Genomic DNA, 16,791 nt, shown 5'->3' on the forward strand with positions numbered 1-16,791 from the left:
GGTCTATTCACCGGTTCCCGAGAGCGCCACGCGATCCCGCCGCCCCTCTTCCAACAACCAGTCGCGGACCCGTTTTGCCTGGGCGTTGAGCTCGCGTGACCGCGGCCAGACGACATAAAAAGCGAGACCGGTCTTGAGCACGTGTCCGGCGACCGGCATCAGGGCGCCGGAGCGGATCTGCGGGTTGATCAGGTGTTCCCAGCCGAGCGCCACGCCTTCGCCCGCGAGCACCGCCTGCATGACCAGAACATAATCGTTGATCGTCAGGCGGCGTGCCTGCTTGGGATAGGTGAGGCCGGCGCTCGCAAACCATTCGGTCCAGTCGCAGGCCCGTCGCACCGGTTCCTCGAGATGAATGAGGTTGTGCCGCTGCAGGTCGGCTGCGGTCCCCGGCAGCCCGTGCTCCTCGATATAGGCCGGCGTTGCGACGGCGTTGACGACCTCCTCGGCGAGCTGGGCGGCATGATAGCGCGGCCAGTGACTGGGGTCGCCGCCGCGGATGCCGAGCGGGATCGGCTCTTCCTCAAGATCGAGATCGCGCACGCTCGTCTGGATGCGAAGGTCGATCTCCGGCAGGTCCTCGCGCATGCGGTTGAGGCGCGGCAGCATCCACATCGAGGCAAAGGCAGTCGACGCCGCAAGCGTCACGTTGGTTTCACGGCCCTTGGCGCGGATGTCCTCGGCCGACTTCTGAATGCGCGACAGACCGACCGACACGTCGGCGTGAAACTTCTCTCCCGCCTCGGTCAGTTCCACCGCCCGGTGCACGCGGTGAAACAGCGGCACGCCCAACTGGTCTTCGAGGCCGCGGATGGCGTAGGAGACCGCCGCCTGCGTCATGCCGAGCTCGCTGGCGGCTCGGGTGAAGTTCTGGTGACGGCCGGCCGCCTCGAAAACGATGAGGCTTGCGGCGGAGGGAAGCAGGCGGCGCAGGTTTTCCATAAATCATGCTTATCGCATGGCTCGAATTTTTCCAGCGTTACAATGGAATTTTTCGTCAATAGCATCATCTCAGGTGATGGGAGGACGTGAGAATGGACACTGTACTGGCAGCAGGCGAGGCGGCACCGAGACGGACGCGGGGCTCAAGACCGCAACGGCGCGAAGGCGCGGGCCGAAGCCTCGGCGTTCCCTACATCGTCCGCAACATCCCGACCTACGATATCCTCGGCGAAGAGAGCCTGCTGCGGATCGAAGCGGTCGCCGATCGTATCCTTGCCGAGGTCGGCATCGAGTTCCGCGACGACCCCGAAGGGCTCGACCATTGGAAGCGGGCCGGCGCCAAGATTGATGGCGTGCGCGTAACCTTCGAGCCCGGCATGCTCAAGGAAATCGTCGCCTCGGCACCACGGCAGTTCACCCAGCATGCCCGCAATCCCGCCCGCAATGTCGAGATCGGCGGCAACAACGTCGTCTTCTCCCCGGCCTATGGGTCGCCCTTCGTCATGGATCTCGACAAGGGCCGGCGCTATGGCACGATCGAGGACTTTCGCAACCTGATCAAGCTGGCGCAGTCGAGCCCTTGGCTGCACCATTCCGGCGGCACCATCTGCGAGCCGGTCGATGTGCCCGTCAACAAGCGCCACCTCGACATGGTCTACAGCCATATCAAGTATTCCGACCGCGCCTTCATGGGCTCGATCACGGCCGAAGAGCGGGCCGAGGATTCGATCGAGATGGCGCGCATTCTTTTCGGTCGCGATTTCGTCGACCGGAACTGCGTCATCCTCGGCAACGTCAACGTCAACTCGCCGCTCGTCTGGGACGGGACGATGACGAGGTCGCTGCGCGCCTATGCGCGGGCAAACCAGGCCGCGGTCATCGTGCCCTTTATTCTCGGCGGCGCCATGGGCCCGGTCACCAATGCCGGCGCCATTGCCCAATCCTATGCCGAGACGCTCGCCGGCTGTGCCTTGACCCAACTCGAACGCAAGGGGGCACCGGTGATCTTCGGCAATTTCCTGTCGTCCATGTCGCTGCGTTCGGGCTCGCCGACTTTCGGCACGCCGGAGCCGGCGATCGGCAGTATGGTCGTCGGCCAGCTTGCGCGCCGGCTCGGCCTGCCGCTGCGCTGTGCCGGCAATTTCTCCAATTCGAAGCTGCCCGACGCGCAGGCGATGCAGGAAGGCGCGATGTCGATGCTGTCGGCGGTGCATTGCGGCGCCAATTTCATTCTGCATTCGGCGGGCTTTGTCGATGGGCTGCTCGCCATGTCCTACGAGAAGTTCGTCATGGATACCGACTTCTGCGGCGCGCTGCATTCCTATCTCGCCGGTGTCGTCGTCGACGACAACACGCTGGCGATGGACGCTTTCCTCCAGGTCGGTCCCGGCAGCCATTTCCTCGGTTGCGATCACACCATGCGCAATTACCAGACCGCCTTCTGGGATTCGGCGCTCTCCGACAACGAACCGTTCGAGAAGTGGGTCGAGGAGGGCGAGACCGATATGGCAACGCGCGCCAACCGCGCCTGGAAGAAGACGCTTGCCGAATACGAAGCGCCGCCGCTGGATGTGGCACTCGACGAGGCGCTGATCGATTATGTCACGCGCCGCAAGGAGAGCATGGCGGATGCCTGGTACTGACGAAACCGGCATGCTCGATCGCCTTTCAAGGAACAGGAAATGACATCGTCGAAAGACCCGCTGCTCCAGCCCTATCGCCTCAAGCATCTGACGCTCAAGAACCGGATCATGTCGACGGCGCACGAGCCGGCCTATTCCGAAGACGGCATGCCGAAGGATCGCTACCGGCTTTATCACCTGGAAAAGGCCAAGGGCGGCATGGCGCTGACGATGACCGCGGGCTCGGCGATCGTGTCTGAGGATTCGCCGCCGGCCTTCGGCAATCTCTACGCCTATTCGGATGAGATCGTGCCGTGGCTGAAGAAGATCGCCGACGACTGTCACGAGCATGATTGCGCGGTGATGATCCAGCTCACCCATCTCGGGCGCCGCACCGGCTGGAACAAGGGCGACTGGCTGCCAGTTCTCTCCGCATCGCCGGTGCGTGAAGCCGCGCACCGCTCCTTTCCCAAGGAGATCGAGGACTGGGATATCGAGCGTATCGTCGGCGACTATGCGGCGGCCGCCGCGCGCATGCAGGCCGCCGGCCTCGACGGCATCGAGCTCGAGGCCTACGGCCACCTGATGGATGGCTTCTGGTCACCGGCGACGAACCATCGTGACGACGATTTCGGCGGCTCGCTCGACAACCGGCTGCGGTTCACCAACATGGTGCTCGACGCAATCCGCGCCTCCGTCGGCGCGGATTTCATCGTCGGCATCCGCATGGTCGCAGACGAGGATTGGGACAAGGGGCTCTCAAAGGAGGAGGGCATCGAAATCGCCCGGCGGCTGGCGGGTTCCGGCAGGGTCGACTTCCTCAACATCATTCGAGGCCATATCGATCATGACGCGCCGTTGACCAAGGTCATTCCGATCCAGGGCATGGCCGCATCGCCGCATCTCGATTTCGCCGGCGAGGTGAGGGCGGCGACGAAGTTTCCGGTCTTTCATGCCGCGCGCATCGCCGATGTCGCGACCGCCCGCCACGCGATTGCCGAAGGCAAGCTCGACATGGTCGGCATGACCCGCGCCCATATCGCCGACCCGCATATCGTCCGGAAGATCGAAGAGGGCAGGGAGGCGGAAATCCGTCCCTGCGTTGGCGCGACCTACTGTCTCGACCGTATCTATGAAGGCGGCGGGGCGCTCTGTATCCACAACGCTGCGACCGGGCGCGAGGCGATCGTGCCGCACGTCATCCGGAAGAGCGAAGGGCCGAAACGCAAGGCGGTCGTCGTCGGCGCCGGTCCGGCTGGGCTCGAAGCTGCCCGGGTGCTTGCCGAGCGCGGCCACCAGGTCGAGGTGCTGGAGGCGACGGGAGCAGCTGGCGGCCAGATATTGCTGGCGCGGCGCAATCCGCGGCGCCGCGAACTGATCGGCATCATCGACTGGCGGCTGGCCGAGCTGGAGCGGTTGGGCGTTCCAATCCACTACGACGTCTTTGCCGGGGTGGACGACATAGAGGAGCGTGCCCCTGATCTCGTCGTGGTTGCGACCGGCGGTATTGCGCAAAATCCTGTGCTCGATGCAGGCGACGACCTGGTGGTGTCGAGCTGGGATATCATAGCCGGAGCGGTGAAGCCGGAAGGCCCGGTGCTGCTCTATGATGACAACGGTGCCCATAGCGGCATGACGGCTGCCGAACTGATCGCGCGCGCCGGCGTCGAGCTCGAGATCGTTTCGCCCGAGCGCATGTTCGCGCCGGAGATCGGTGGCATGAACCATGTGCCCTATGCGGCCGCCTTCGCCGAGAAGAATGTGCGGGTGACGATCAACACGCGGCTCAGATCCGTTCGGCGCGATGGCAATGGGCTGATTGCGACGCTGGGGTCGGACTTCTCGGAGAAAGCCGTCGTCGAACGGCGCGTGGCCCAGGTCGTGGTCGAGCACGGTACGTTGCCGATGGATGAGCTCTATCGTGAACTGAAGCCGCTGTCGCGCAATCTGGGCGCTGTCGACTACAAGGCGCTGCTTCGCGGCGAGGATCCGATTCCGCAGCGAAACCCCGCGGCCGGCTTCGACATGTTCCGGATCGGCGACGCCGTGTCCAGTCGCAACATCCATGCGGGCATCTATGACGCCCTTCGTTATGGAGTGCTCGTCTAAGCAAAGCCCGTTTGAACAAGGATAGAGCGGCGATAGGTACCGCCGCTCTCTGTAGGTGCACTGAAGACAGCCTGATACTGATTACTGCTGCGGCTGAGCCGGTGCCGTGCCCGTCGAAGAGGTCGTCGAGGTGTCAACCGGCTGGTTGGCGTTCTGCTCGGCCACCTGCTGCGCCTTTGTCTTGAACTCCGGAGCCGCCTTCAGCGTGTCGGCGGTTTCCGTCGTTGTCAGCTTCAATGCGTCCGTATTGGGCTGTTCGGCGATCGCGATGCGATCAAACGGGACCGCAACATTCTTTTCGCCCAGACCCAGGAAGCCACCGACGCCGATCACGGCCGCCTCGACGGCACCATCCTTCTTGATGATCAGGTCGTTGATCTCACCGATGCTCTCGTCACCGGCATTGTAGACGGTCTGGCCCATATAGGTGCTGGCTGCAATCTGGTCGCTCGCCTGCTCGGTCAGATAGGTGGCATCCGACTTCGCGACGTCGGCAGGTGCTTCACCTGCGGCCGGAGGCGTCGTCGTCTGAGCCTCATTAGCCGGAGCTTCCGTGGTCGGTGCCGGCTGCATGGTCTGCGTCTGGTCGGGCTGAGGCTGTGTCGTATCCTGGGTGTAAGCTACCGGGGCGACAGCAAGACCCGCGAAGAGCGCGCCAGCCGCGACGGTTGTTACGAGTTTCTTAGTCATGTCAAACTGCCTTTCCTTGACGTTTCAGATCAAGGTACGGGCCTGGCTGCTGTCGCCAGATCCACCGCACCGGTGATATGACGTCAACGCCTAAGCGCCCAAACGGTTCCGGAAAAAACAGTCAAAATCTCAATGGGTAAGGCCGAACTTGCGTTCATCCCCGATGTCCTTTGGAACTTAGCGGGAGATTACCGGCCAATTTTTCACGGGAGTTGTCTTTATATTCTGCACTCATGTATTTTAGAGGTTTATAATGGTCTTCTATTCGTTGACGGATTCTTGATTGTTCTTGCAGATACTTCCCGGAACACAGGATATAGAACGCAGAGCTGCTTCGTCCTGTCATACTGGACGACATCACCATGTTTCTGCCGCGGCGCTTTCTTTCGGTCTCCCTCCTGTCTGTCCTGGCGATGGCCGCTCTCGTTTCCATCGAGCGCAACCTTTTCGGCGCTCGCTATTTCTCCGAGCGTGCGCCTCAGGTTCAGCCCTATAACCTCTGGCATGCCTGGGTCGCGCTCAGCCTGTCGCTCGCCGCGGTTCAGGGGTTCACCCGCGATGTCTCCAGGCTCGGAGAGCCGGTGCTCCGGCTGGCCTCGCGTCGCGAGCTGTGGATCTGCGTGGCGACATGGACGCTTGCTACGCTCATGGCACTGGTCTTCGCGATCGATCCGAACGTTTTCAGTGTCCTGGCGCGCGAGGACGGCCTGGTCGAGTGGTCGTCCGCCCTGCTGATCTTCATCGCCAGCGGGTTCCTTGCCACGGCCGCCACGGGCCAGCTTCGTGCAGCCCTCGCCGGGGGAACGCGGCTTGCGTGGATCGCCGCAAGCGCCGCGGCGCTTCTGAGCGCCGGCTTCTTCGTGATTGGCATGGAGGAGATATCCTGGATGCAGCGCATCTTCGGCATCTCCACGCCGGAAGGGCTAATGGCCGCCAACAAGCAGCAGGAATTGAACCTGCACAACATTTCAACCGGCTTTTCCGAGTTGCTCTACTACACCAGCAGTTTCGTGCTGCTGACGCTTGCCACCTTCATTTGGCTCCATCTTCGCAAGGGCGTGAGCCTTGGCCGGCTCGACGCCTTCGCGCCGGGTGTGCTCGTGTTGGTGGCAAGCGCGCCTATGGCCGCCTTCAACAGCGACAACTGGAGCATGCTGCCGACGCAGATGATGGTGATGATGACCGTGATCATGCTGCTGGTGATTGCGGATATCGCACTGAAGGCGGGTCACTGGCGCGAGTTCATCGTGCTGACGATCGGCGCCGTCCTGATCGTTGCCATCCAGGAGCTGTTTATCCTGCAGGCTTCACTGCTCGTTCGGCTCTGGGACCCGACCGAATACAAGGAATTCTTCATTGCCCTTGGCCTGGCGCTTTACGGCGTTCAGACCTGGTCGCGTCTGCGTTCGCCCGTCACGGCATCGGCTGCAACACGCCCCTTCAACTCGCATCCGCTCGCCGGATAAAAATACCCCGCCGGAGTGGCGGGGTACTGAGCACGTCGAATTGCCGTTGCGACGCGTCGTCGTCAGTGGCTTTCGCGCAGGACCTCGCTGCCGCTGCCACCGACGAGGAAATCCAGGTCTGCGCCCTTGTCGGCCTGCAGCACCGTATCCTGGTAGAGCTTGTAGTAGCCGCGCGTCCATTTCTGCGGCGGCGCCTGCCAGGCGGCCATGCGCGTCGCAAACTCTTCCTCGCTGATCATCAGGTTGAGTTCGCCCTTCATCGCGTCGAGGCGGATACGATCGCCGGTCTTGACGATGGCGAGCGGCCCGCCGGCATTCGATTCCGGGCTGACATGCAAGACCACGGTGCCGAAGGCGGTGCCCGACATGCGGGCGTCCGAAACGCGCACCATGTCGCGCACGCCTTTTTCCACCAGCCGCCGCGGGATCGGCATGTTGCCGACCTCGGCCATGCCCGGATAGCCTTTCGGTCCGCAGCCCTTGAGCACAAGAATGGTATCCTCGGTCACCGGCAGATCCGGATCGTCGATCTTCGCCTTCAGTTCCTCGATCGTTTCGAAGACATAGGCCGGGCCTTCATGAACGAGCAGATGCTCGCTCGCCGCCGATGGCTTGATGACGGCGCCGTTCGGCGCAAGGTTGCCCTTGAGAACGCGGATGCCGGCTGCGGCGCGCAGCGGATTGTCGAGCGGCCGGATGACGTCGTCGTTATAGACCTCGGCATCTTCCCAGTACTTGCTGATCGGCACGCCGAAGACGGTCGGTGCATCGGCATGCAGCAGATGCTGGATGCGGTTCATCACCGCCGGCAGGCCGCCGGCATAGGCGAGATCCTCGATCAGATACTTGCCCGACGGCATGCAGTTGACGATGCACGGCACCTGGCTGCCGACCCGGTCGAAATCCTCAAGACAGAGATCGACGCCGGCACGGCCGGCGATCGCCAGCATGTGAACGACAGCATTTGTCGAGCCGCCGACGGCGGCATTGGCGATGATGCCGTTCTCGAAATTCTTCTTGGTCAGCACCTTCGACAGGCGCAGGTCTTCATGCACCATCTCGACGATGCGTTTGCCGGTCATGTGCGACAGCGCCATGCGGCGGGCGTCGACGGCCGGAAGCGCCGCATTGGTCGGCAACGACAGCCCCATCGCCTCGACGATCGAGGCCATGGTGGTGGCCGTGCCCATCGTCATGCACACGCCCGGCGACCGCGACATGCCGCTTTCGGCCGCCATGAATTCCTGCAGGCTCATTTCGCCGGCGCGCACGGCCTCGGAGAACTTCCAGACATCCGTGCCGGAGCCGATGTCCTTGCCCTTCCATTTGCCGTTGAGCATCGGTCCGGAGGAGACGACGATGGTCGGCAGGTCGACGGAGGCAGCGCCCATCAGCTGGCCTGGCGTCGTCTTGTCGCAGCCGCCGAGCAGAACCACGCCGTCGATGCCATAGGCGCGGATCGCCTCTTCGACGTCCATCGCGAGCAGGTTGCGGAAGAGCATCGCGGTCGGGCGCATCTGCGTCTCGCCGAGCGAAGACACCGGGAACTCGACCGGGAAGCCGCCGGCTTCCCAGACGCCACGCTTCACCCCTTCGGCAAGGATGCGAAGGTGGCTGTTGCAGGGCGTCAGTTCCGACCAGGTGTTGCAGATACCGATGATCGGACGGCCGTCGAAAACGTGGTCCGGAAATCCCTGGTTCTTCATCCAGGAGCGATGGATAAATCCATCCTTGTCGGTGCCGCCGTACCAGTGACGGCTGCGCAGTTCTTTCTTCTTGTCGCTCATGCGAGCTTCCTCCTCACCATGCGATGAAACGCGTGGCCGAATTGTATGACTTTTTATTGGCGCTTCGCCAAGAGGTTAGTCGCGCTTCCGCTCAGAGGCGGAACGATGGTTCAAACCGGCCCTTGACGCTGATGCCGAGATCGAAGGTCTTGCCGGCATGCGGATCGGCCGCGCGCGCTGCATCGTCCAGGTCTTGCCAGGCGGATGTCACCAGCATGCGGTCGGCCTTCACCCCGATGAAGGCTGTGCAGCTCGGCTGCGTTGCCGGCATCGCGTAGCGCGCGATCCGTGCACCGTCGGGCCTGTAGACGTCGACCGTGCCGCTGCCCCAGCGGGCATTCCATATCAGACCATCGGCATCGCACACGGAGCCGTCGATGCCACCGGCTTCGCCACTGCTGTCGACAAGCAGGGTGGGCTCGCCCTTCGGCAGCCCGGTCTCGGCATCGATATCGACGCGCATCAGGTGGTTGATGTCGGTGTCGACGAAGTAGGCGATCGTCCCATCCGGCGAAAAGCAGATGCTGTTGGGAATGGTGATCCTGTCGTAGAGCTTCGTCACCTTCGTGCCGGCGACGTGATAGATCGCGCCGGCGCCCTTCTCGGCGCTGCGGCCCATGGTGCCGATCCACAACGAACCGGAAGCGTGCACGCGGCCGTCGTTTGAGCGATTGCCGGGCTTGTCCTCAAGCGTGGTCAGGAGGCTGAAGGTGCCTGTCTGCGTATCCCTGAGGAAAAGCCCCTGATCGGAGGCAATCAGTTGCCGGGATGGATCGATGACGGCAAGCACGCTGCCGAGGAATGGCAGGTTATGTACAGCCTTGCGGCCGGTTTCGAGATGTAGCTCATGCAGTTCCTGGCCCTTGATGTTGAACCACCAGGCGGTGCCGCTGACGGGGTCATAGGTCGGGCCTTCCCCGAGAATCGAGGGCGATTCGCAAAGGATGCTGCCGGAAAAAGGAATGGTATCGCTCATCAGCGTGCTCCGTAGACGGCGTCATAGGCCTTGATCGTTGCGACGGCGCGTTCGCGGACTTCGGCGCCGCTCATGCCCGGCTTGTAGAGGCTCGAGCCGAGGCCGAAGCTGCGAATGCCGGCCTTGGCGTAGTCGCCGAAGTTGGCATCGGAAACGCCACCGACGGCGGCAATCTCGAGGTCGGGCGGCAGGATCGCGCGGATCGCGGTAATGCCCGATGGCCCGAGCACGCTTGCCGGGAAGAACTTGAGGCCGGTCGCGCCCGCTGCCGCGGCCGAAAGCGCCTCGGTCGGGGTGAGCACGCCGGGCATGGTAACCATGCCCTTCTGTGCCGCAAGCGAAATCACCGCCGGTTCGACGTTCGGGCTGACCATCAATTGGCCCCCGACATCGGCAAGCTGCTCCACCTGTGCCGTCGTCAGCACCGTGCCGGCGCCGATCAGGCAATTTTCCGGTGCCATTTTCACCGCCGTCTCGATCGAGCGGAACGGATCGGGGGAGTTCAGCGGGATCTCGATCGCAGTGAAGCCGGTTTCGATCAGCGCCCCGACGACGCCTTCGGTCTCCTCGGGCTTGAGGCCACGCAGGATCGCGATCAGCGGGTACTTCATCGGCGGGAAGGGAATGCGGGTCATGAGCTTGTCTTTCGTTCAGAGAGGCCAGATCGCCTGGGCGGCGGTCGAAAGGCCGGCGCGGACTGCCGTGTCGGCGTCGACGACCCGAAGCGGGCGGTCGAGGCTTTCAAGCGCGGCTTGATAAAGTGTACCGAGTGAACCGGAGGCCACGAGGCAGATGCTGTCGATCGTCTTGGCTGAAGCCAGCGCGCCGGCGATCTCAAGGCCGATCAACGTGCCCGACAACAAGGCCTTGGCGTCGGTCGCACTGGCGCCGTGCAGCAATTGTCCGGCGCGCGCGCCGAAGACCAAGCTGGTCCCCAAGGCGGGATTGGTGCGTGCCTCGGCTACCGCCGCCGCGAAGGCAGGGTGATCGCCGGAAAACGCATGGGCATCTGCGATCGAGTGGCTGAGGATCGAGTGCTTCGAAATCACGTCGAACAGTTCGCCGGTCATGAAAGTGGAAAAGCCGCTAACGGCGCCGTCTTCGAGGCGAACCCATTTGCTGTGCGTGCCCGGCATGCAGACGAGGTGTCGGCCGCGGCCGAGTTCGCCGGCAGCGCCGAGCAATTGCGTCTCCTCGCCGCGCATGACGTCCGGGTGCCGCATGTCGCGTTGCGCGAGACCCGGCAGGATGCGGATGTCACGATCGCGATCCGGCACCGCAACCGCATGGGAAGCGATGTCGGCAAGGGCCGCGGGGGTATCAATATAGCCGGCCTCGACCCAGCCCTGCTTGGCGCCGGCCATGCCGCAGATGATCGCCGGCAGGTGGCTCGGCGCGTCGACGGCAGCGAGGTGGCGTTCCAGGATCGTGTGGAAACCGGCCTTGCTGGCGGTCGTCATGCCTTCGCCGCTGCGGCGTTCGGCAAGCACCGAGCCATCCTCGCCGATGATCCACAGTCGGAAACTCGTCGTTCCCCAGTCGACTGCCGCATAATAGGCTGCCGTCATCACAGTGCGCCTCCATCGATGATCATTGTTTGCGCCGTCATGCCCGCGGAGCAGTCCGACGCGAGGTAAAGGCAGGGCCCGACGAGATCGTCGGCGGTTAGGCTGCGTTTCAGGCACTGCCTTTCCTGCATCTCGGCGATCGCCACGTCGTTCAGCCACAGCCGCTTCTGCCGTTCGGTGACGATCATGCCGGGCAGGATTGCGTTGACGCGGATATTGTCGGGCCCGAGCCTGCCGGCGAGCGATTTGGTCAGACCGACGATACCGGCCTTCGCCGTGGCATAGGCTGGAATCTCGCCCATGTTGAGCAGAAAGGCGATCGAGGAGAAATTGACGATCGAGCCGCCGCCCGCTTGCCGCATGTGTGGCACGATCGACTGGCTCATGAAGAAGAGGTGCCTGAGATTGACCGCCTGGCTTTCGTCCCAGATCTCTTCAGTCACGGCTTCCAATGCCTGGCGATCATCGCGCGCCGCATTGTTGACGAGCACATGGATCGCACCGAGCGATGCCGCCGCCGCTTCCGCCGTATGACGCACCGCTTCGATATCGCGCAGGTCGCCGGGGATGAAATGCGGCTTGTAGCCCGTTTGATCAGCAAGCCGTTCGACGAGCTCGGCACTTGCCCGCTCGTCGATATCGGCGAAGGCGACCCGCGCGCCCTGGCGCACGAAACCCTCGACCAGGGCCGCGCCGATGCCCGAGCCGCCGCCGGTTACCAGCACGCAGCGGTCGCGCAAATCGTGAAATTGTGCCTTGGGCGCCGGCATGTCCCGCATTCCCTCGTAAGACCGTTCTAAGCCTATGATTTGTTCCATTATTTGGAACTTGATTTTAGTATGTGGAATTATCGTGTCGAAGCGTCTATCTTGTCAAGATCAGGCGCGCGACGCGACGCCACTTGAAGACAAGCGAACGACGATGACAAACGACATGATGGTGGCGGACGAGGGGCGAGGGGAGGCCGGTACCGGCACGCTCGGCAAGGCGATTGCCGTGCTGGAAGCGGTGGTCACGGCAGACGGCCCGCAGCGCTTTACCGATATTCTTGCCCGATCCGGCCAGCCGCGCGGCACATTGCACCGGTTGCTCAGCCACCTCGTCGAGGAAGGGCTGCTCATTCAGCGCCGGGATCTCTCCTATGAGCCCGGCCTCCGGCTGCTGACGCTTGCCTATCGTTCCTGGTCGGCCAACCGCTTTCGCGACGTTGCCGAACCGCACCTGCAGCGCCTGCACGAATTGACCGGCGAGACCGTGCATCTCGGCATCCTGCGCGAAACGGAGATCGTCTATGTCGACAAGGTCGAGAGCCGTCAGACGGTGCGCATGAGCTCGCAGATCGGCAAGGCCTCGCCCGCCTATTGCACCGGCATCGGCAAGGCGGCGTTGTCCTTGCTGGCGCAGCCGGTGCTGAAGCATGTGCTGGCGAGAACGGCGTTTCACCCTTTCACTTCGCACACGCATCGTTCGGCGGCCACGCTGCTGGCGGAAGTCGAAGAGATCAGGCGCGACGGCCATGCCTTCGATTGCGAGGAGCATGAAGCGGAAATTCGTTGCGTGGCTGCACCCATTGCTATCCCCGGTAGCGAGCTTGCGGCGGGGATATCGGTGACGGGGCCGGCCTACAGGGTGAGCATGGAGCAACTGGTGGCTTGGGCGGCACCTGTGCGCGAAGCGGCTCGGGCGATTGCCGAGGAGGCCGCGATCCGGCTTGGGCCCGGACGTGGTGGACCTTGAATTCACTTTACGGTAAATTAGAAACATCGACTGGACGCGGCGCGTCAAGCTCGATAGCTTTAATATATCAGACTCAGGTTCGTGGATGGTCTTAGTCTGGTTTGGTTTTGGTATTTATAGAATTATTGACGTGGTCTTCATGCGGCGTCAGCGGCCGGCCTTTCTTTGGCGCCGGATGTGGAGAAGGGCGGAAGATGATCGATTTCAGCGCGAATTTGTCGTCGTTGACGCTTCCTGATGGGCGGAGCATCAGGGGGCCAATCTGTTGCGAAGAAGACTTTCGGCGAGTGATCGCCCAGGTAGCGGATGCCTATGGCTTCCGCGGCTTTCTGGTTCTTGCAGTTCCGGAGACGGGCTGCAGCAGCCTGACGGCCAATGCACTTATGACCAATTATCCGACCGCGTTCTTGCAGGGGTATGACAGCGCTGGCCTGATTAGTGGCAGCCCGGTGATCCAGCGCCTGCGCCGCAGCACCATTCCCTTCACCTATGACGCGCATCAGCTGGCGCGCCGTCGGTCCGACGGCAAGGGCGATGCGGCCATTTGTGTCTTTGAACAGGCGAACATGCCGCGTGGCCTCTATCTGCCGGTACATGATGCGAGCGGCCATCGCGCGGCCATCGCTTTTGGCGGTGATCGTTCCGTCGTCTCGAACGATGAGTTGCAGGAACTCAATCTGTGGGCGGGCCTGCTCTATAGCAAGTACATGGAAGTTCGCGACCGCGATCGGCGCGGGCCGGGCAGTCTTTCGCGCCGCGAGGTGGAGTGCCTGCGCTGGGCGGCTGCCGGCAAGACCACCAGTGAGATGGCGAAAATCCTGGCGCTGTCCGAGTATACGGTCAACCACTACCTCAACCGTGCGACGCGCAAGCTGGATTCGGTCAACCGCGTCCAGACCGTCGCGAAGGCCATGCGCGCTGGTCTCATCAATTGAGATCGGTGCCGGCTGCGCCTGAAGCGAACGGCACTGCCTGCGCTTCGCGAGAGAAATACACAGACTTTTGGGCCGAGGAAGCAGGGAATCTCGATCATCTGTTGGCATTGGCAGGCCGCTCGGTCTATTTGATACTTGATGAATGCCATGGAACGCGCGAATGCAGGATACGATGACGACCGGGATGACTGACGCAGATCTGCCCCGGGGCGGTGATTTCGCGTCCGAGATCGCAAAGCTTGAGACCCAATTCGATATCATCCGCTATATGCGGCGGATTACGCAGGTCTTCGGCTTCAAGACCTTTCTGATCTGCTCGATCCCCTCGATCGACGTGGAGCGGCTGGCTGCGAGCACGGTCATCTCCAATATGCCGGCGGAACTGCTGAACAAATATGATAGCCTGTCGATGCTGCGCTTCAGCACCGGCGTGCGCCGCCTGCGCGAGACGACGACGCCGTTCCAGGTGACGCTGGACGCCTGGGAAGGCGAGGGCGGCAAACCGGAGACGGCGGCCGAGTACATCGCGATGCTGCGCGAGAACGGCATCTTCCAGGCAAGCTATTTCCCTGTTCATGACGCCGAGGGCGGCCGCGGCGCGGTCATTCTCATGGGCCCGCTGGTCGAATTGCCGATGACGGTGACCATGGAGCTGCAGATGATTGCGATCCATGTCTACAATCGCCTCGCCGAAATCGGCTCTGTGTGGAAGAGCAGCGGCGCGGCGCTTTCGGAGCGCGAGATTCAGTGCCTGAGCTGGACGGCGGCCGGAAAGACCAGTGCCGAGATCGCCGGCATCCTCGGGCTCTCCGAACATACGGTCAATCACTACCTCAATCACGTGACCAAGAAGCTCGACGCCGTGAACCGCACGCAGGCGGTCGTGAAGGCGATGAAGAAGGGCTACATCAGCTAGCCCTCCCGGCGTCGAAGGCCGTTTGCCTCTTCTCGCTTGCCCTCCGTCTCCGTTGCGATCACGAAGGCTGCAGCAATCGCCGCGCCTGCGTTCCTATGCCGCTGAGATCGCCCACCACCGCAGCCGAATTGCTCCATCCTTGGACATTTTGCAGAGAGTTGCTCAGAATCTGAGCAGATGCCCCAGCCGTATCAGGCGTTGAGAAATCATCCATCTATTTGAAATTGCTTGTTATTATTGCCGAATTTGAATCTGGCACGCATCCTGCATTTCTATCGGCATGTCCAGAGGGGACTAAAAAGAAGACAGCGCCCACGAAGGTCGCGATCGAAAGGGCCACTGCCCGCCTCAAGGTGATCCCGGATGTACGGACACCGGGGTGGACGGTGGCCCTTCCTTTTTCCGTTATGTCGCATTGGCGAAGCGCCCCGCCTCGACTATCTAAGGGATAACAGAAGAATGAGAGGGCGCGATGCCGGAAGTCACGAAAGAAGTGGTCCTTGAGAAGCTGCGCACGGTGCGTGGCCCGGGCATGGAAGGCAACATCGTCGACCTCGGACTTGTGTCTGATGTCTTCATCTCCGATGGCAAGGCCTATTTCTCGATCACCGTGCCGGCCGAGCGCGCCAAGGAACTGGAGCCGATGCGGGCCGCAGCCGAGCGCGTCGTGCGCGACATCCCGGGGATCACGGCGGCCATGGTTGCACTGACCGCCGACCGCAAGGCGGCGCCCGCCGGCGCCCCGGTGCAGCGTCCGCAGCCCTCGGCAGCGCCTCATGCCGGCCATTCCCATGCGCCGCGTCCCGCCGGCGGCCCGCCGGCCAAGGCTGGAATTCCGGGCGTCGGCGCCATCATCGCCGTCGCCTCCGGCAAGGGCGGTGTCGGCAAGTCGACGACCTCGGTCAACCTGGCGCTGGCGCTGAAGGCAAACGGCCTGAAGGTCGGCCTGCTCGATGCCGATATCTACGGCCCGTCGATGCCGCGCCTTCTGAAGATTTCCGGAAGGCCGCAACAGATCGAAGGGCGCCTTATCCGCCCGATGGAGAATTATGGTCTCAAGGTCATGTCCATGGGCTTCCTCGTCGATGAGGAAGTGGCGATGATCTGGCGCGGACCGATGATCCAGTCGGCCCTGCTGCAGATGCTGCGGGAAGTCGCCTGGGGCGATCTCGATGTGCTGGTCGTCGACATGCCCCCCGGCACGGGCGACGCCCAGCTCACCATGGCCCAGCAGGTGCCGCTCGCCGGCGCCGTCATCGTCTCGACGCCGCAGGATCTGGCGCTGATCGATGCCCGCAAGGGCCTCGCCATGTTCCGCAAGGTAGAAGTCCCGGTTCTCGGCATCGTCGAGAACATGAGCTATTTCATCGCGCCCGACACCGGCAAGCGCTACGATATCTTCGGCCATGGCGGTGCGCGCAAGGAAGCCGAGCGCATCGGCGTCCCGTTCCTCGGCGAAGTGCCCCTGACCATGGGAATTCGCGAAACGTCGGACGCCGGGACACCGCTCGTCGCGTCTGACCCGAGCGGTGAGATCGCGCGTGTCTATCGCGAAATCGCCACCAAGGTCTGGGATCAGATATCCGCCGCGCAGCAGGACAAGAGCCGCGCCGCGCCGACCATTGTCTTCGAGTGACGGTTTCCGGGAAGGCTGTCTGGTCTTTCCGGGCCGCGGTTACGCCTGTTCCGGAACAGGCCGCAATTCAAGGCGCTACAGCGACTTTGCACGTCAGGCATGACGTGACGCTCGGCACCGAATCGTTTTGCCCTTGATTCGATTTTGATTTAAGCAAACATGCGGTAGGGTGGTGCCGGTATGGCGGCACATGCCCGCGTGCCAGATTGCAAGGGGGCATTGATTTTGCGTTTGCGTTGCGCCATATGCCTTGCCGCACTTGCGAAGGTGCCCAACTTGACGCCCGCTCGCCGGAGATTTTGGCCTCGCGCGATGACTGAGTTGAAGACTTTGTCCTGACTGGCGGAACGCTCCATCCGATGGATCTCTATTGCGGGTATTTTGTGGCGCACGACCTTTCGCCTTCG

General features: G+C 62.7%; 14 protein-coding genes. 7 read left to right on the forward strand and 7 right to left on the reverse strand.

The window, feature by feature from the left end; translation table 11 throughout:
* Positions 1-3 precede the first annotated feature (3 nt).
* Positions 4-942, reverse strand: coding sequence for a LysR substrate-binding domain-containing protein (locus AC3WWH_RS03905; RefSeq protein WP_058320432.1), 939 nt, complete (start codon positions 940-942; stop codon positions 4-6).
* 92 nt (positions 943-1,034) lie between these two features.
* Here AC3WWH_RS03905 and AC3WWH_RS03910 point away from each other — a divergent pair, with 92 nt between their 5' ends.
* Both AC3WWH_RS03910 and AC3WWH_RS03915 read left to right on the forward strand, forming a co-directional pair.
* On the forward strand, positions 1,035-2,585 hold the full coding sequence (locus tag AC3WWH_RS03910; RefSeq protein WP_058320431.1) for a trimethylamine methyltransferase family protein: 1,551 nt from the start codon (positions 1,035-1,037) through the stop codon (positions 2,583-2,585).
* Positions 2,586-2,624: 39 nt separating this feature from the next.
* Positions 2,625-4,673 carry an NADH:flavin oxidoreductase gene (locus tag AC3WWH_RS03915; RefSeq protein WP_058320430.1) on the forward strand — a complete coding sequence of 683 codons (2,049 nt, stop codon included), beginning with the start codon at positions 2,625-2,627 and terminating at the stop codon, positions 4,671-4,673.
* Between the two features lie 81 nt (positions 4,674-4,754).
* On the opposite strand, the gene AC3WWH_RS03920 is transcribed toward AC3WWH_RS03915, so the two are convergent.
* Positions 4,755-5,363, reverse strand: a complete 609-nt coding sequence (locus tag AC3WWH_RS03920; protein ID WP_058320429.1) for a PRC-barrel domain-containing protein — start codon at positions 5,361-5,363, stop codon at positions 4,755-4,757.
* A 362-nt stretch (positions 5,364-5,725) separates the two neighbouring features.
* On the opposite strand from AC3WWH_RS03920, the gene AC3WWH_RS03925 reads away from it, so the two are divergent.
* Positions 5,726-6,829 carry a hypothetical protein gene (locus AC3WWH_RS03925; RefSeq protein ID WP_058320428.1) on the forward strand — a complete coding sequence of 368 codons (1,104 nt, stop codon included), beginning with the start codon at positions 5,726-5,728 and terminating at the stop codon, positions 6,827-6,829.
* A 62-nt stretch (positions 6,830-6,891) separates the two neighbouring features.
* Here AC3WWH_RS03925 and AC3WWH_RS03930 read toward each other — a convergent pair whose 3' ends face one another.
* From AC3WWH_RS03930 to AC3WWH_RS03950, 5 genes are all read right to left on the reverse strand, one after another.
* Positions 6,892-8,616 (reverse strand): IlvD/Edd family dehydratase, encoded by a 1,725-nt coding sequence (locus tag AC3WWH_RS03930; RefSeq protein WP_058320427.1) that lies wholly within the window; start codon positions 8,614-8,616, stop codon positions 6,892-6,894.
* Between the two features lie 91 nt (positions 8,617-8,707).
* On the reverse strand, positions 8,708-9,592 hold the full coding sequence (locus AC3WWH_RS03935; protein WP_113398539.1) for an SMP-30/gluconolactonase/LRE family protein: 885 nt from the start codon (positions 9,590-9,592) through the stop codon (positions 8,708-8,710).
* Positions 9,592-10,227, reverse strand: coding sequence for a 2-dehydro-3-deoxy-6-phosphogalactonate aldolase (locus tag AC3WWH_RS03940; protein WP_057250833.1), 636 nt, complete (start codon positions 10,225-10,227; stop codon positions 9,592-9,594). Before AC3WWH_RS03940 ends, AC3WWH_RS03935 begins: the two co-directional genes overlap by 1 nt.
* A 15-nt stretch (positions 10,228-10,242) precedes the next feature.
* Positions 10,243-11,160, reverse strand: coding sequence for a 2-dehydro-3-deoxygalactonokinase (locus tag AC3WWH_RS03945; RefSeq protein ID WP_057250831.1), 918 nt, complete (start codon positions 11,158-11,160; stop codon positions 10,243-10,245).
* Positions 11,160-11,930 (reverse strand): SDR family NAD(P)-dependent oxidoreductase, encoded by a 771-nt coding sequence (locus AC3WWH_RS03950; protein ID WP_057251097.1) that lies wholly within the window; start codon positions 11,928-11,930, stop codon positions 11,160-11,162. Before AC3WWH_RS03950 ends, AC3WWH_RS03945 begins: the two co-directional genes overlap by 1 nt.
* A 151-nt stretch (positions 11,931-12,081) precedes the next feature.
* On the opposite strand from AC3WWH_RS03950, the gene AC3WWH_RS03955 reads away from it, so the two are divergent.
* The 4 genes from AC3WWH_RS03955 to AC3WWH_RS03970 all read left to right on the forward strand — a co-directional run bounded on the left by AC3WWH_RS03955 (position 12,082) and on the right by AC3WWH_RS03970 (position 16,384).
* On the forward strand, positions 12,082-12,897 hold the full coding sequence (locus AC3WWH_RS03955; protein ID WP_162261289.1) for an IclR family transcriptional regulator: 816 nt from the start codon (positions 12,082-12,084) through the stop codon (positions 12,895-12,897).
* Positions 12,898-13,091: 194 nt separating this feature from the next.
* Positions 13,092-13,832, forward strand: a complete 741-nt coding sequence (locus AC3WWH_RS03960; RefSeq protein WP_057250829.1) for a LuxR family transcriptional regulator — start codon at positions 13,092-13,094, stop codon at positions 13,830-13,832.
* Between the two features lie 142 nt (positions 13,833-13,974).
* Entirely contained in the window at positions 13,975-14,748 is a 774-nt protein-coding gene (locus AC3WWH_RS03965; protein WP_057250827.1) for a LuxR family transcriptional regulator, read from the forward strand.
* 472 nt (positions 14,749-15,220) lie between these two features.
* Entirely contained in the window at positions 15,221-16,384 is a 1,164-nt protein-coding gene (locus AC3WWH_RS03970) for an Mrp/NBP35 family ATP-binding protein (protein WP_058320426.1), read from the forward strand.
* The last annotated feature ends 407 nt before the right edge of the window (positions 16,385-16,791 follow it).

Source organism: Ensifer sp. EB106-03-01-XG145 (genome assembly GCF_058792075.1).

What these genes read in the sequence shown, in the direction of transcription:
- AC3WWH_RS03945 (WP_057250831.1), bottom strand. Translation starts at nt 11,160, where the DNA reads ATGACGGCAGCCTATTATGCGGCAGTCGACTGGGGAACGACGAGTTTC.
- AC3WWH_RS03915 (WP_058320430.1), top strand. Translation starts at nt 2,625, where the DNA reads ATGACATCGTCGAAAGACCCGCTGCTCCAGCCCTATCGCCTCAAGCAT.
- AC3WWH_RS03960 (WP_057250829.1), top strand. Translation starts at nt 13,092, where the DNA reads ATGATCGATTTCAGCGCGAATTTGTCGTCGTTGACGCTTCCTGATGGG.
- AC3WWH_RS03925 (WP_058320428.1), top strand. Translation starts at nt 5,726, where the DNA reads ATGTTTCTGCCGCGGCGCTTTCTTTCGGTCTCCCTCCTGTCTGTCCTG.
- AC3WWH_RS03955 (WP_162261289.1), top strand. Translation starts at nt 12,082, where the DNA reads ATGACAAACGACATGATGGTGGCGGACGAGGGGCGAGGGGAGGCCGGT.
- AC3WWH_RS03950 (WP_057251097.1), bottom strand. Translation starts at nt 11,930, where the DNA reads ATGCCGGCGCCCAAGGCACAATTTCACGATTTGCGCGACCGCTGCGTG.
- AC3WWH_RS03940 (WP_057250833.1), bottom strand. Translation starts at nt 10,227, where the DNA reads ATGACCCGCATTCCCTTCCCGCCGATGAAGTACCCGCTGATCGCGATC.
- AC3WWH_RS03905 (WP_058320432.1), bottom strand. Translation starts at nt 942, where the DNA reads ATGGAAAACCTGCGCCGCCTGCTTCCCTCCGCCGCAAGCCTCATCGTT.
- AC3WWH_RS03910 (WP_058320431.1), top strand. Translation starts at nt 1,035, where the DNA reads ATGGACACTGTACTGGCAGCAGGCGAGGCGGCACCGAGACGGACGCGG.
- AC3WWH_RS03965 (WP_057250827.1), top strand. Translation starts at nt 13,975, where the DNA reads ATGCCATGGAACGCGCGAATGCAGGATACGATGACGACCGGGATGACT.
- AC3WWH_RS03920 (WP_058320429.1), bottom strand. Translation starts at nt 5,363, where the DNA reads ATGACTAAGAAACTCGTAACAACCGTCGCGGCTGGCGCGCTCTTCGCG.
- AC3WWH_RS03935 (WP_113398539.1), bottom strand. Translation starts at nt 9,592, where the DNA reads ATGAGCGATACCATTCCTTTTTCCGGCAGCATCCTTTGCGAATCGCCC.
- AC3WWH_RS03970 (WP_058320426.1), top strand. Translation starts at nt 15,221, where the DNA reads ATGCCGGAAGTCACGAAAGAAGTGGTCCTTGAGAAGCTGCGCACGGTG.
- AC3WWH_RS03930 (WP_058320427.1), bottom strand. Translation starts at nt 8,616, where the DNA reads ATGAGCGACAAGAAGAAAGAACTGCGCAGCCGTCACTGGTACGGCGGC.